Source organism: Massilia endophytica (genome assembly GCF_021165955.1).
Taxonomy (GTDB): Bacteria; Pseudomonadota; Gammaproteobacteria; order Burkholderiales; family Burkholderiaceae_D; genus Rugamonas; species Rugamonas endophytica.
Map to the genome: position 1 here is coordinate 1069264 of NZ_CP088952.1, position 13102 is coordinate 1082365.

Below are 13102 nucleotides of genomic sequence, written 5' to 3' on the forward strand. Positions count from 1 at the left end.
CTCCAATAGGGTAAGAGAGTGCTGGCGTCTTTGCGCAGCTTATGTTCAGTATTCAGGAAGTGCATATCTGCCCACAAGCGCAGCACTACGCAAATGCGGTGCGTAGTACTACTTAGCGCGGGCGCGCCTGGGCAACGTACAATCGGGGACATGAAACTCCGGCAGAAAGTCCTGTTCCTGGCCATCGTGCCCCTGATACTGGCCCTGTGCGCCATTGCGCTCGCCGTGCGCCACCAGGCGAATCTGCTGGCGCAGCAGCAGAAGCAGACCATCGAGCAGGCCTACCTCGCCAGCAAGGAGGCGGAGCTGAAGCACTATGTGACGCTGGCCACGCACTCCATTGCGCATCTCTACAAGTCAGGCCGCAGCGACCCTGCCACACTGGATGAGGCCAAGCGCATACTGGCCTCCCTCAGTTTCGGCGACGACGGCTACTTCTTCGTCTACGACATGCAGGGCAACAGCCTGATGCACCCGCGCCAGCCGGAACTCGTGGGCCGCAACCTCTACGAGCTGCGCGACGAAATGGGCAACCCCACCATCCAGCGCTTGCTGGCGCGCGCCCGCGCGGGCGGCGGCCTGGAACGCTACTACTGGACCAAGCCCTCGCTGCACAAGGAGGCGCCCAAGCTGGGCTACGTGATCCCGCTGGAGAAATGGGGCTGGATGCTGGGCACCGGCATCTATCTCGACGACGTGGAGGACGCGCTGGCCAAGGTGGACGCCCAGCAGCGCGGCAATATCCAGAACACCATGCTGTGGATCGCGGGCATTGCGATATTGAGCGCTCTGGCCGTGGGCTTCAGCGGCCTGGCGCTCAATGTGAGCGAGTCGCGCGTGGCGGACGCCAAGCTGAAGGCGCTGGCGCAGCGCGTGGTGGAGTCGCAGGAAGAGGAGAGGGCGCGCCTGTCGCGCGACCTGCACGACGGCATCAGCCAGTGGCTGGTATCGATCAAGCTGCAGATCGAGGCGGGCATCATCCGCCTTTCGGGCGGGGCGGCGCAGCAGCAGGCCGCGCAGGGTGTGTTCGAACACACCGCCGAACAGTTGAACAATGTGCTGGGCGAGGTGCGCCGCATCTCGCACAACCTGCGCCCCGCGGTGCTGGATGACATCGGCCTGGCGGCCGCCCTCGACCACCTGGCCCAGGAATACCAGCACAACAGCGGCACCCCGGTGGACTTCCGCGCGGAAGGCTGCACCGACGGCCTGCCCGAAGTGGCGAACACGGTGCTGTTCCGCATTGCGCAGGAAGCGCTGACCAATATCGAACGCCACGCGCATGCGCGGCGCGTGGAGATGCAGCTGACTGGCGCACCCGAAGGCGTGACCCTGCGCATCCGCGACGACGGACAGGGCTTCGACGCGGCGGGCATCGCCCAGCATCCCAAGCGCGGAATCGGTTTGCGCAATATGATGGAACGCATGGAGGCCATCGGCGGCCGTTTCGAGCTGGCGTCTTCGCCCGCCGGAACGCTTGTCGAGGCCCATGTACATAATCGGAACTAAGCGGAGCCAAGGCCATGGCAATCAGGATTCTTCTGGTGGACGATCACCCCCTGGTGCGGGACGGACTGCGCGCGCGCCTGGAGGCCATGCCCCAGTTCGAGGTGGTGGGCGAAGCAGGCAGCGCGGACGAGGCGCTGGAAGTGGCTGCGGCCCAGAAGCCGGAGCTGGTGCTCATGGATATCAATATGCGCGGCGTGAACGGCATCGAGGCCACGGCGCGCTTCCGCCAGCAGTTCCCCGAGATGGCCGTGCTGGTGCTCTCCATGCACGACAAGCTGGAATACGTATCCCAGGCCATCCAGGCCGGTGCGCGCGGCTATGTGCTGAAGGATGCGCCGGGCAAGGATATCGTGGTGGCCATCGAAACCGTGATGTCCGGCGGGATCTACTACAGCGCCGCGCTGGCGCGCCAGCTGGCCAAGCCCCAGAACCAGGACAACCAGCTCACCCTGCGCGAGCAGGAGGTGCTGCGCCATATCGCCAACGGCGAATCGAACAAGGTGATCGCCCGGGCGCTGGACCTGAGCGTGCGCACGGTGGAGACCCACCGCCTGAACATCAAGCGCAAGCTGGGCATCGAAGGGCAGGCCGAGCTCATCAAGTTTGCAGTGCAGCATGCACCTTTTGGCGCTGGCGGTTTGTAACTGACTGAAACTGTCTCCGCAAGGGTACAGATTCTCACCAATTATCACGTGGTAGCGTTACCCATGTCCCGCCGGGCCTGATTCTGCCGCAATATCTGGTATATTGCACAACTCAGCAGTTGTGTCATCCTGGCAATAACACGTATTGCTCTGCTGAAACGTTTCGGTGTGTTGCCCTGCGCCAATAGGGTTGCCTTCCGTTATACTTGAACCACGATTGCGCGCAAAAAGCTACGCCCGAGACATGCAGAACCGTCCCGCTTCCGACTTCCTGAACAGCAGCGCCGCCCTGTGCGATGCCGTGCTGCGCCTGCGTGGTCCGGCCCTGAGCGAAGAGCTGGGCCGCATCGCGCGCGAAGTCACGCACAGCCTGTGGGGCCGCTTCGTGCCACGCCATGACGCATCGCCCCGCGCCGCCAGCGGCCTGCAGCAGGAGATCTTCTTCGAGGACGTCTACTTCGGCCGTTTCGAAGTGGGCGGGCGCGAGAATTATTCGGACACCGAACGCCAGCACCTCGCCAGCCTGGCCAGCCTGGCGGGCAGCGTCATGCAGGTGCACATGGTGGCGCAGCGCACCACCCACGCCTACGTGCAGGTGGAAGCGCAGCTGCAGCACCAGTCGCAGATTCTGGACCAGATCCACGAGTCCGTGATGACCATGGACCTGAACGGCATCATCACCAGCTGGAACAAGGGCGCCGAGCGCCTGTTCGGCTATACGGCGGTGGAAGCGGTGGGCCGCAATGTGCTCTTCCTCTACGACGACGAAGACACCAGCTTCAGCGACAACATCCTCGAGCAGGGCGCGCGCCTGATGGAAGTGCGGCGCAAGAAAAAGAACGGCGAAGTCTTCTGGGCCAGCCTCTCGCTCTCGCCGCTGTGCGACCGTGAAGACCGCTCCATCGGCCTCATCGCCTATATCACCGACATCACCGAGCGCAAGGCGGCCGAAGAGCGCATCCACCATCTGGCTTACTACGACGCGCTCACCAGCCTGCCCAACCGCAGCCTGCTGACCAAGCTGGTGGACCAGGCCCTGAGCGTGGCCCAGCGCAGCCGCATGCTGGGCTGCATCCTCTTCGTGGACCTCAACCGCTTCAAGCTGATCAACGACACCCTCGGCCGCGCCGCGGGCGACGAGCTGCTGCGCGAAGTCGCGCGCCGCTTCCGCCTTGCCCTGCGCGAGCAGGATATCGTGGCGCGCCTGGGCGGCGACGAATTCGCGGTCGGCCTCTTCGACATCAGCCAGCACTACGAAGCGAGCATGGTGGCGCAAAAGCTGCTGGCCGTGCTGAACGAACCCTTCCTCATCGACGGCAACGACCTGCGCGTGGACGCCAGCATCGGCATCAGCGTCTACCCGCAGGACGGCGCGGACGGCGAGACCTTGCTGCGCCTGGCGGACATCGCCATGTACCGCGCCAAGGTGGGCGGGCCGGATGGCGAGCATGTCGCCTTCTACAGCCAGGACATGAACCAGGGCATGCAGGAACGCATGCGCATCGAATCGGGCCTGCGGCAGGCGCTGGGCAACGGCCAGCTCCAGCTGCACTACCAGCCCAAGTTCTCCATCGAGGACGGCCAGATCATCGGCGCCGAAGCGCTGGTGCGCTGGCGGCACCCCGAGCGCGGCCTGATTCCCCCGGCCGAATTCATTCCGCTGGCCGAATCCACGGGACTGGTGGTGCAGGTGGGCGAATGGGTGCTCGAAGCGGCGTGCGCCCAGGCCCAGGCCTGGAAGATGGCGGGCCTGCCTCCGATCCGCCTGGCCGTGAACGTGTCGGCACGCGAATTCACCTCGACCCTGCCCACGCGCGTCAAGGACACCCTGCGCCGCTACGGCCTGGAACCCTCGTGGCTGGAACTGGAGATCACCGAGAGCACGCTGATGACCAATATCGACCGCGTCATCGGCATCATGGACCGCATCACCGCGCTGGGCGTCACGCTCTCGCTGGACGATTTCGGCACCGGCTACTCCTCGCTGTCCTACCTGAAGCGCTTCCCCATCGACACGCTCAAGATCGACCGCTCCTTCACCACCGGCATTCCGGCGGACGCCAACGACTGCGCTATCGCCAGCACCATCATCAGCATCGCCCAGCAGCTCAAGCACAAGGTGATTGCCGAAGGCGTGGAAACGGTGGAGCAACTGGCCTTCCTGCGCCGCTCCGGCTGCGACGAAGTGCAGGGCTACCTCTTCTCCCAGCCGCTACCTGCCGCCGAGTTCGAGCGCGCGCTCAAGGAAAACTGGACGCCTGCCTGAACTGGCGGGGTGGAAATAAAAAAGCGCCTTGCGGCGCTCGTCTGAATGTTTGGCGGAAGCGGTGAGATTCGAACTCACGAACGGGATTAACCGTCGGCAGTTTTCAAGACTGCTGCCTTCAACCACTCGGCCACGCTTCCTCGGGTGCTGCATTATACCGAAACAGCCCGCCCTGACCAGTATCATTTGGCCAAGCACAACGTGAGCAGGACTGGAGCATGCAGGACGTACTCAAATTATTCCGGCAGGAATTCAACCATGACGGCCAGGCAGGGCTTTGCGCCAGCCACCTGGAGCTGTTGCGTAAAGATCTGGCTGGCGCCTGGTGGGAGTTTCCCAAAGAGGAGCGCAAACGAACGGCACGCCGTGGCAGCCCCAACTGGGTAGAAGGCCCATGGACCCGCGAGCAGATGAATCTGGCCGGCCACCTCATCAGGCACGCGGGCGAGTCGGCTGACTACCCGGCAACGGTGGACTTTATTACCAAAGGTACTGCCGGACATATCAAGGCATCGCTCGCCACCTCGAAGAGACGCACAATCGGCAACCTCAAGCAGTGGGAGCTGTTCACGCACGAGCACATGGTTCCGGGCCAGGCCGTACTTCGCGTTATCACGGATGCCGATCACCCGGAGAGTCGGGGAGAGTTGCAGCCCTTGCTGGCGGCGCTGAATCTGCGGGCACTGGTGACAGGCACCAAGCGCAAGCGCCCGGATGGATGGACGCCCCGGGAGATCGATGCGCTCGAGCCCAGGTGGGCCTCGGTGCTGCCGGAACCATCCGACATCAGCGGATGGAATGGCCATCCGCGCCTGCATGACGTTCCGGCGCGCTTTTACGGACTGATGCGATATGAGGCCGCTGGCCTGCTTGATAGCCTGATTCCCGTCAGCGGGCGCGCAGGCAAGGTGCTGGCTGAATACTTCGCATACCGTGGCAGGACTCCGGCAGCCGCCGGTCAATCCTCCAGCCTCAGTGCGAGCTGTTCGCCCTGATTGCGGCTGCTGTTGACGGCTCGGCCGACGCGATACCATTCGAACGCTTCCGGCCCCAGGGCAAGCTCGCGCGCCAATTGCTCGGCCAGTTCGGGCGGCGTGGCCGGATCCAGCCAGGTCGCCGCGTCCTCGGCGGTGAATACGACAGGCCTGCGGCCATGCACGTCGAGCAGGCCGCCCTGGGCATCGTCGGTAACGAGCGCAAAGCCCGTGCTCGCCGGTTCGGCTCCCTCCGGACCGAAGCAGGCCACCCCGGCCATATAGAGAGGCCGCCGGTCCTGGCGGTGAATATGCCATGGCTGCCTGTCGTTCCTGGGCCCGGTCCATTCGTACCAGCCATCGGCAGGCACGATGACACGCCCGCGCTTCAGCAGCCCGCTCCAGTAGCCTTTCAGCAGCTTGTCCCGGCGCGCATGGTTTGCGATTGGCAGGCCCTTCGCCAGCGCCCACTGCGGCCGGTATCCCCAGTACTTGTCGTCCATGACCAGGGCTGCGCCTTCCACGAACAGGATCGCACGCCGCATGGTGGGCGCGACGTTCCAGCAGGGCTCGGCCTGCCCGCGCCGCAGGATCTCGTCCACCCAGCCGAAGTCGTCGAGCATTCGCGAGATATCGTTTTGGTCGAAGCGTCCACACATGAACAAATCTTAACCCACCACTGACCAGGACACCTCTCTCAACCCGCACCTGCCTTCTCGGTACGAATCAACTGCAATGCGGCGCGCGCCAGGAACCCGCTGCGAGTCTCGCTGCGTGCGCTTGCATACTGGTCGATCTTCGCCAGTACAAAGCGGGGAATGCTGACATTAATCCGTTCGGGTTTCGAATCGAGCGTCATGGGATCAAGGTCGATCAAGGCCCAGATACCGCCCGCTAACTCTTCCATTTGAATGAGGTCATCGATTCTGGATGGGACAATATTTACCGCTATCCCTTCGTCAATCATTGCCTCAACATGAGATTGAACTGCGTCCTTCGTATTCCTCAGCGCCGCCTCTATGGACTCGCCCCAGGAATAGCATCCCTCGATATCGGGGACCGTGACCCCGTATACGCTGGCATCGTCCTTGTGTATCACTACAGGCAGTTCCATCATGCCTCCTCAATTCAGCTGAAATTCATTTCAGACCGGCATTTTTCAAAATACTCTTCACCGTCCCAGTCGGCAGGTCCTTTTTAGGATGAGGAACCGTGCAGAGCTTGTGAGTCAGCGGATGCTTAAGGGTGACATGGCTGCCGCGCTGCCGAACCTGCCGCCAACCCGCATCAAGGAGTATTTGGATGAGCTTGGCGGAATCCATAACGTTCTTCGCCTTGTGTAATCATACACATCCGACTTCAAAAGTGTGTAAGAGTGTGTACCAAAACGAGCTCTGTTTAAGCACAATTTTCCGGGGGCGGCGCGGTGAAGTTGATGCTTTTGCTCAAGAAGAATGCCAGAATGGGGCACTGAAATTGGGGCGGAAGCAACGATGCGAATTCAACAGAGGTTCTACGGTGGCATGAGGGCCGCGCAAATTCTCCGGTGGGGCACGATCATCGCCGTCCTGGATATCGGCAGTGCGCTCGTGTACTGGTCTGTGTTCAAGGATGTGGCGCCTGCCCGTATCTTCCAAAGCGTGGCTGCGGGCTTGCTGGGAAGGGAGGCGTTCAGCGGCGGCATCGCTACTGCCTTGCTTGGGGCAGGGCTGCACTGGGCTATCGCCTGTGGGATGGCGGCCGTGTTTGCCGCGCTGGTGCGCGCGCGTCCCGGTCTTCTGGGCACGCCGCTGCTCACAGCTTGCCTTACCGGCCTGACCATCTATGCGCTGATGAATGGGGTGGTCGTACCGCTGTCGAACGCCATGCCGTTCAGACTGGACTGGCCTTGGGTTGCTTTCAATGTGATTGTCAGCCACATGCTGTGCGTGGGCCTCTGCCTGGTCCTGCTGGCGCGCAGGGAGCTGGCAAGAAAGTGACTTCCTGTTAAGTTACAGGGGCGACTGAATTCGCATTTACAACAGCTGAAGCCCGATGGACTCACTTCCCGCATACACCTCTTGCTGTGAGGGAAGTTCGTCCTGTATCGTGTTGATCTTCCTTGCACTTGATGTGAAGTATCGATAATGACAACCCAAACCCAACAGGAAACGGAAATCGCGTCCCAGGAAGTCGCTTTTGACGACGTTGCGGATGCTGCCGAGCGTCTGCAGGACGACGGCAAGAAGGTGACCATCGAAGCCGTGAGCGAAATCCTGGGCTCCGGTTCGGTGACCGAGATCCACAAACACCTGGGGACCTGGCGCGCAAGCAATGCCAAGCCCTTCGAGCTGCCCAAGGTGGAGATGCCGGACTCGCTGATGTCCGCCATGAGCGACTGGGTGAAGCGCTACGCGGAAGAGTCCGGCGCAGGTTCGCGCCAGTCCCTGGCCCAGGCCGAGCTGGACCTGGAAGCCCTGGCCAAGTCGGGCGAGCAGCTGGAAGCTGAGCGCGACGAGCTGCGCGAGCAGATCGCCGACCTGAATTCCGCCCTGGACGACCGCATCGAGCAGATCGAACGCCTCACGGCCGAGCTGCGCAACGCGCGCCAGATCGCCAGCGACGCCCTGGTCAGCAAAGCGAAGGACCAGCTTGCTATCGACGGCAAGGACAACCAGCTGGCCGAACTGCGTGCCCAGCTGGAACGCAACGTGGCGGCCTCGGCGGCCGAGTCCGACAAGCGCCTCGCTGCGGAAATGGAGCTGGTGGGCGCTATCACGGCGCGCGACAACTTCGAAGCCGAAGCCAAGGAACTGCGCGCCCAGCTCGAATCCTGCTACAACGACCGCCGCAAGGCGGCAGGCGTCAAAGCCTGATACAGCGGCGGGTAACCGCCCGCCACGCGCTTTGTCGTGCACTCCAGCCTTGCGCTGGGGTGCGGACTGACGGATCGGCGCAACGCTCGAAAAAATAGTCCGAATTGATTAGGTGTTCGGGGCCCGGACCTGTATAGTGGGTTCTGCACTACATCAAGTCCTCGTCATTGTTGGTTTCTTTCCCGTCTTGCTCCTGCCGGAGCCATTCCTGTCTGATCTCCGCGGTTTCATCTCTTGGTCGCAAGTGCGTTCCGGGCTATGCCCTATCGTATCTTTAAAGGAAATATCAGCATGACTACCCAAACCGGCACCGTGAAATGGTTCAACGATTCCAAAGGCTTCGGCTTCATTACCCCTGACGCGGGCGGCGCAGACCTGTTCGCGCACTTCCAGGACATCCAGTCCCAGGGCTTCAAGAGCCTGGCGGAGAACCAGCGCGTGAGCTTCGAGCGGACCCCTAGCCCCAAAGGCGAAAAGGCGAGCAATATTCGCGCCATTTAAGGTTCCAGGGACTACCGCGCAGAGCGCGCGGTACGGCTCTTGTACGTCAAGCCCGCCATGTGCGGGCTTTTTTTTGTCCGCAGACAGTCTAGGCGGCCGCCTTGTTCGGCAGGCCGGACCGCGGCGCCGTGGCCAGCGCCCGGCGATGGATGGCGCGGCGGCCAAGCCACAGCACGAGGCCAGTAATCATGAACAGCAGCGGCATCAACCCGCTGACGGAGACGAGCACGCGTCCCGGCAGGCCGAAGGCCTCGCCCGTGTGCAGGGGGAACTGCCAGTTGAAGAAGGTATCGCCGGAGGGCGCCGTCAACGGGTCGCGCACGCGCAACACGGCGCCGCTGAAGGCGTCGACGCTGACACGCGTGAGGCCGTCGCCCTTGCGCACTTCGCCCGGCTGGCGCAGGCGGATCTCGTAAGGCGCCTTGGCCGATCCCAGGGCCACGCGCGAAATGCGCCCGGCCGGAACGCGCTGCTGCGCCGCCTGCATCGCCGCTGCCACGCCGATCGGCTTGCGTCCCTGTGCCGCTTCGTTCGCCACCTTGTCATTGGGCTGCAGCACCGACACGGCGCCCACCACGGGCCGCACCCAGTCCGGCAGGTTCATGGCCATGCCGGTGAAGCCCAGTACCGCCAGTATCGGTGTCATGAAGAAGCCCGCCGAGCGGTGGAAGCTGTAGTGGAAGCGGCGGCTTTTCCAGTCGCCGGCCACGGTCAGCGACTTGCGCAGCGAGGACCAGGTCGATTTCGGCCACCACAGGCAGAGCCCAAGCAGCGACGTAATCGTCAGCAGCAGGCCGCTGATGCCGATGAGGGTTTTGCCGAACTCGCCCGCCAGCAGGTAGCGGTGCAGATGGAAGAGGGTAGGCATCAGCAGGGGGCGGGACAGGCCGAATTCCCCGTAGTTGCGCTCGCCCAGCACCTGCAGAGTGTAGCGGTCCAGCATGACCTGGCGCGAAACGTCGGTATCGAAGCGGCCTTTGTCCTTGGCGGGCTGGCGATACCAGGCCACATACACGTCGTCGGCTTCAAAGGGGAGCATCAGCTGGCTGGGCCGGCCATATTCCTTGTCCTGAGAAAGGCGCTCCACCGCGGCCTGCACCTGGGCCGGAGAGGGGGCGATATCCGCCGCGCCTTGCGGGGCGCGCGAGTGGAGGAGGGTGGGGTTCAGGGCGGCGTCGAGCTCGTGGTCCCAGGCCAGGGCGGCACCCGTCAGGCCCGCCAGGACGAAGAGCGTGCCGAAGATGAGGGACACGTAGAGATGGATATCGCGCAGGCGCGCACGCAGCAGACCGGTCAGCATTTATGAAGGTTCAGTCATAAAAGTAATTGAAATTATAAATGATAATGATTATCATTGCCGTTCTTTTTTGGCCTGAACAGGAGTTATTGCATGACGACGTTGCATCCCCTCACCCGCGCAGTAGCGCTGGCCTGCCTGGCCCTTTCCGGCACGGCTGCGGTAGCGCAAAGCAGCGAGGAACCGATGAGTGAAGTCGTCGTGACGGCAACCCGCAACTCCAAGAGCGTGGACAAGATTCCGGGCGCGGTGAGCGTGATCTCGCAGCGCGAGCTGGAAACCCAGTACCTGCTGGCTGACGACCCGTCGCAGGCCCTGGCCACCTATATTCCCGGCTATGCGCCAAGCCGCCAGAAAATGAGCTCCACCGGCGAGTCGCTGCGCGGCCGCAGCACCCTCATCCTGTTGGACGGCGTGCCGCAATCGAACCCGCTGCGCGCGGGCATGCGCGAAGGCTATATCGCCGACAGCGCCATCATCGAGCGTGTGGAAGTGATCAACGGCGCCTCCGCCATGCAGGGCATGGGCGCCACAGGCGGCATCGTCAACTACATCAGCAAGTCGCCGAAGGCGGAGGGCACGAGCCACAGCATCAATGTGCGCATGTCGTCCCAGCTGCGGCACGACAGCCTGGACTGGAAAACGGGCTACACCCTGCAGCACAAGTCCGGCGACTTCGACCTGCTGGCCTTCGGCAGCATCCAGCAGCGCGGTATCGGCTACGACGGCAAGGGCCGCGTGCTGGGCATCGAGGCGGTGCAGGGCGACACCATGGATTCCGAAGGCAGCGACCTGTTCTTCAAGCTGGGCAAGAACTTCGGCGACCAGCGCCTGCAGCTCACGGTGAACCGCTTCCGCATGGAAGGCGATGGCGACTACAAGCCCGTCCCCGCCAACTTCGCCGCCGGCACGCCCACCAGCGCCACGCCGGGCACGCCGCCGGGCAAGCCGCCGCGCAACAAGGTGGAAACCAAGAGCCTGGAATACCGCCACAACAGCCTGTTCGGCGGCAGCTTCAACGCCCAGCTGTTCAAGCAGGACTTCGCCTCGCTGTACGGCGCGACCAATACGGCCACCTTCCAGGACGTGCGCATCGCCCCGGCCGGTACGCTGTACGACCAGTCCGAAGTGGTGGCCGACAAATATGGCGCCAAGCTGACCTATGTACGTCCCAACACCGTGATCGACGGCCTGGAATTCACCGCGGGCATGGACCTGCTGCGCGACCGCACCAAGCAGCATCTGGCGGGCACCGGCCGCACCTGGGTGCCGACGCTGGACTTCAAGTCCCTGGCGCCGTTCACCCAGCTCGAATACGAAATCGGCCCGCTGACGGTGCGCGGCGGCGTGCGCCGCGAAGACGCGGAGCTGCGCGTGGATACCTACACCACACTGGCCGCCTATGGCAGCCGCGTGGTGCAGGGCGGCGAGCGCTCCTTCACCAAGGCCGTGAAGAACATCGGCGCCGTGTGGCGCTTCAGCCCGAACTGGTCGGCCTTCGTGTCCAGCGCCGAAGGCTTCGGATTGCCCGACGTGGGCCTGGTGCTGCGCGGCGTGAACAAGCCCAACCAGTCCGTGGAAAAGCTGTTCGACATGGAGCCAGTCGTCACCCGCAACAACGAGGTGGGCGTGAACTGGCGCGGCGCCATGGGCAATGTGGGCGCCTCCTTCTACGACTCGCGTTCCAAGCTGGGCACGGCGCTGCGCATCAACTCCGCCGGTATCGGCGTGCTGGACCGCGTGCCGACCCGCGTGCGCGGCTGGGAGGTCTCGGGCGAACTGCGCGCTTCGAAGCAGCTCTCCGCCTTCGGCAGCTATGCGCGTACCATGGGCAAGACGGCCACCACGGCCGGCGCGCCGATGGATGTGGCCCTGGGCGCGCGCTCGCAAGGCCCGGACAAGCTCGTGGCAGGCGCCAACTGGCAGTGGATGCCGAAGGCGAACCTGCGCCTGCAGGCGACCAGGCTGAACGACCGCGACATCAATATCGGCCGCACCGTGGGCACCTCCAACCTGGAAGAGCACTTCCGCGGCTATACGCTGGTGGACATTGCCAACAGCTGGGACTCCCCATGGGGCAAGCTGGGCGTGGGCATCGAGAACCTGACGGACCGCCAGTACGTGGGCTACTACCCGCAGTCGGCCAGCTACAAGGACCCGGTATCGTATTTCGCGGGGCGCGGCCGTACCCTGTCGGTGAGCCTGGTCCGCAGTTTCTAATGTCGTGCCCCCCGGGGCGGGGTTCAGGCATCATACGGAGGTAACGCTTCCGGAGTGAGAGCCATGGACGCCGCCCTGAAGAGACCGATCAAGACCCTGCCTTTTGCCGAGGCCGGCACGGAAGACGTGCTGGTCGAGGTGCGCCGCATGACATGGGACCATGTCAATGTCTGGCACTCGCTGGTCCAGCCCATCATCAACGCCAACTTCCGCCACTGGCACAGCGGCATCGCCCCCGGCGACGCGCGCGCCGACGTGGGCTGGGACTGGGGCTTCAACTACGCCCTTGCGCTTTTGCACAACGCCGCCACCTATGTCCCAGGCAACGCTTCCGGCCCGGCCCTCGCCATGGCCGTGACGGTGGCCACGGTGGAAGGGCGCGAAATCCCCATCGGCATGCTGACCGTGGTGCCGCAGTTCCAGAGCACAGTGGAGCGGCAGGCGGCGCAGCGTTCCTTTGCCTGGTATCTGGCCGATGCGCCCAAGGCTTTCTACACCGATGTGCTTGGCGCCGTGCCGGTGAAGGGCGTGGCGAGCGCGCTCCTCGATTGCGCCGTGCAGAGCGGTTTCGATGCGGGCGGCAGCGGGGACACCCTGCTGCACGCGGACCCGCACGGCGGCGAGAAGCTCCAGGAGTTTTATGTCCAGCGCTGCGGCATGCGCCAGGTGGGCATCGACAACGGGCCGATATCGCTGTTCCGGCGCCGCCATACGGACCAGTACTTCCATATGGACGCGCCCACGGCAAGCGGCTTCAGCCAGCGTTTCGATGCCCGGCGCTAAGGCGCGTACAATCGGTCCGGAGCGGAGTTTTCAGCGAGGCGAGCATGAGTCTT

13 protein-coding genes and 1 tRNA gene are annotated in these 13102 nt (G+C 63.7%); 9 read left to right on the forward strand and 5 right to left on the reverse strand.

The window, feature by feature from the left end; all coding sequences use genetic code 11:
- Nucleotides 1-150 precede the first annotated feature (150 nt).
- The 3 genes from LSQ66_RS04905 to LSQ66_RS04915 all read left to right on the forward strand — a co-directional run bounded on the left by LSQ66_RS04905 (nucleotide 151) and on the right by LSQ66_RS04915 (nucleotide 4419).
- Entirely contained in the window at nucleotides 151-1509 is a 1359-nt protein-coding gene (locus LSQ66_RS04905) for a cache domain-containing protein (protein ID WP_231768682.1), read from the forward strand.
- Nucleotides 1510-1523: 14 nt separating this feature from the next.
- Nucleotides 1524-2153: a response regulator gene (locus LSQ66_RS04910; protein WP_231768683.1), complete on the forward strand. Its 630-nt coding sequence runs from the start codon at nucleotides 1524-1526 to the stop codon at nucleotides 2151-2153.
- Nucleotides 2154-2397: 244 nt separating this feature from the next.
- Complete coding sequence (locus tag LSQ66_RS04915) at nucleotides 2398-4419, forward strand: putative bifunctional diguanylate cyclase/phosphodiesterase (protein ID WP_231768684.1); 2022 nt, start codon at nucleotides 2398-2400, stop codon at nucleotides 4417-4419.
- A 50-nt stretch (nucleotides 4420-4469) separates the two neighbouring features.
- On the opposite strand, the gene LSQ66_RS04920 is transcribed toward LSQ66_RS04915, so the two are convergent.
- Nucleotides 4470-4559 (reverse strand) — tRNA-Ser (locus LSQ66_RS04920).
- 78 nt (nucleotides 4560-4637) lie between these two features.
- Here LSQ66_RS04920 and LSQ66_RS04925 point away from each other — a divergent pair.
- On the forward strand, nucleotides 4638-5414 hold the full coding sequence (locus LSQ66_RS04925) for a hypothetical protein (RefSeq protein WP_231768685.1): 777 nt from the start codon (nucleotides 4638-4640) through the stop codon (nucleotides 5412-5414).
- Here LSQ66_RS04925 and LSQ66_RS04930 read toward each other — a convergent pair.
- The 3 genes from LSQ66_RS04930 to LSQ66_RS04940 are packed head-to-tail and all read right to left on the reverse strand — an operon-like array spanning nucleotide 5378 to nucleotide 6715.
- Nucleotides 5378-6052, reverse strand: a complete 675-nt coding sequence (locus tag LSQ66_RS04930; RefSeq protein ID WP_231770050.1) for an SOS response-associated peptidase — start codon at nucleotides 6050-6052, stop codon at nucleotides 5378-5380. The two genes, LSQ66_RS04925 and LSQ66_RS04930, sit on opposite strands and share 37 nt — an antisense overlap.
- Before the next feature lie 38 nt (nucleotides 6053-6090).
- Nucleotides 6091-6507 carry a type II toxin-antitoxin system HicB family antitoxin gene (locus LSQ66_RS04935; RefSeq protein ID WP_231770051.1) on the reverse strand — a complete coding sequence of 139 codons (417 nt, stop codon included), beginning with the start codon at nucleotides 6505-6507 and terminating at the stop codon, nucleotides 6091-6093.
- A 25-nt stretch (nucleotides 6508-6532) separates the two neighbouring features.
- On the reverse strand, nucleotides 6533-6715 hold the full coding sequence (locus tag LSQ66_RS04940) for a type II toxin-antitoxin system HicA family toxin (protein WP_231768686.1): 183 nt from the start codon (nucleotides 6713-6715) through the stop codon (nucleotides 6533-6535).
- Between the two features lie 171 nt (nucleotides 6716-6886).
- Between LSQ66_RS04940 and LSQ66_RS04945 the strand changes: the two genes are divergently transcribed.
- The 3 genes from LSQ66_RS04945 to LSQ66_RS04955 all read left to right on the forward strand — a co-directional run bounded on the left by LSQ66_RS04945 (nucleotide 6887) and on the right by LSQ66_RS04955 (nucleotide 8749).
- Nucleotides 6887-7372, forward strand: a complete 486-nt coding sequence (locus tag LSQ66_RS04945) for a hypothetical protein (protein WP_231768687.1) — start codon at nucleotides 6887-6889, stop codon at nucleotides 7370-7372.
- A gap of 147 nt (nucleotides 7373-7519) precedes the next feature.
- Nucleotides 7520-8248, forward strand: a complete 729-nt coding sequence (locus LSQ66_RS04950) for a DNA-binding protein (RefSeq protein ID WP_231768688.1) — start codon at nucleotides 7520-7522, stop codon at nucleotides 8246-8248.
- A gap of 291 nt (nucleotides 8249-8539) precedes the next feature.
- Complete coding sequence (locus LSQ66_RS04955; RefSeq protein WP_231768689.1) at nucleotides 8540-8749, forward strand: cold-shock protein; 210 nt, start codon at nucleotides 8540-8542, stop codon at nucleotides 8747-8749.
- 88 nt (nucleotides 8750-8837) lie between these two features.
- On the opposite strand, the gene LSQ66_RS04960 is transcribed toward LSQ66_RS04955, so the two are convergent.
- Nucleotides 8838-10049, reverse strand: a complete 1212-nt coding sequence (locus LSQ66_RS04960) for a PepSY-associated TM helix domain-containing protein (RefSeq protein WP_231768690.1) — start codon at nucleotides 10047-10049, stop codon at nucleotides 8838-8840.
- Nucleotides 10050-10139: 90 nt separating this feature from the next.
- On the opposite strand from LSQ66_RS04960, the gene LSQ66_RS04965 reads away from it, so the two are divergent.
- Both LSQ66_RS04965 and LSQ66_RS04970 read left to right on the forward strand, forming a co-directional pair.
- Nucleotides 10140-12266, forward strand: coding sequence for a TonB-dependent receptor (locus LSQ66_RS04965; RefSeq protein ID WP_231768691.1), 2127 nt, complete (start codon nucleotides 10140-10142; stop codon nucleotides 12264-12266).
- A gap of 63 nt (nucleotides 12267-12329) precedes the next feature.
- Nucleotides 12330-13049 carry a hypothetical protein gene (locus LSQ66_RS04970; RefSeq protein WP_231768692.1) on the forward strand — a complete coding sequence of 240 codons (720 nt, stop codon included), beginning with the start codon at nucleotides 12330-12332 and terminating at the stop codon, nucleotides 13047-13049.
- Nucleotides 13050-13102: the final 53 nt, after the last annotated feature.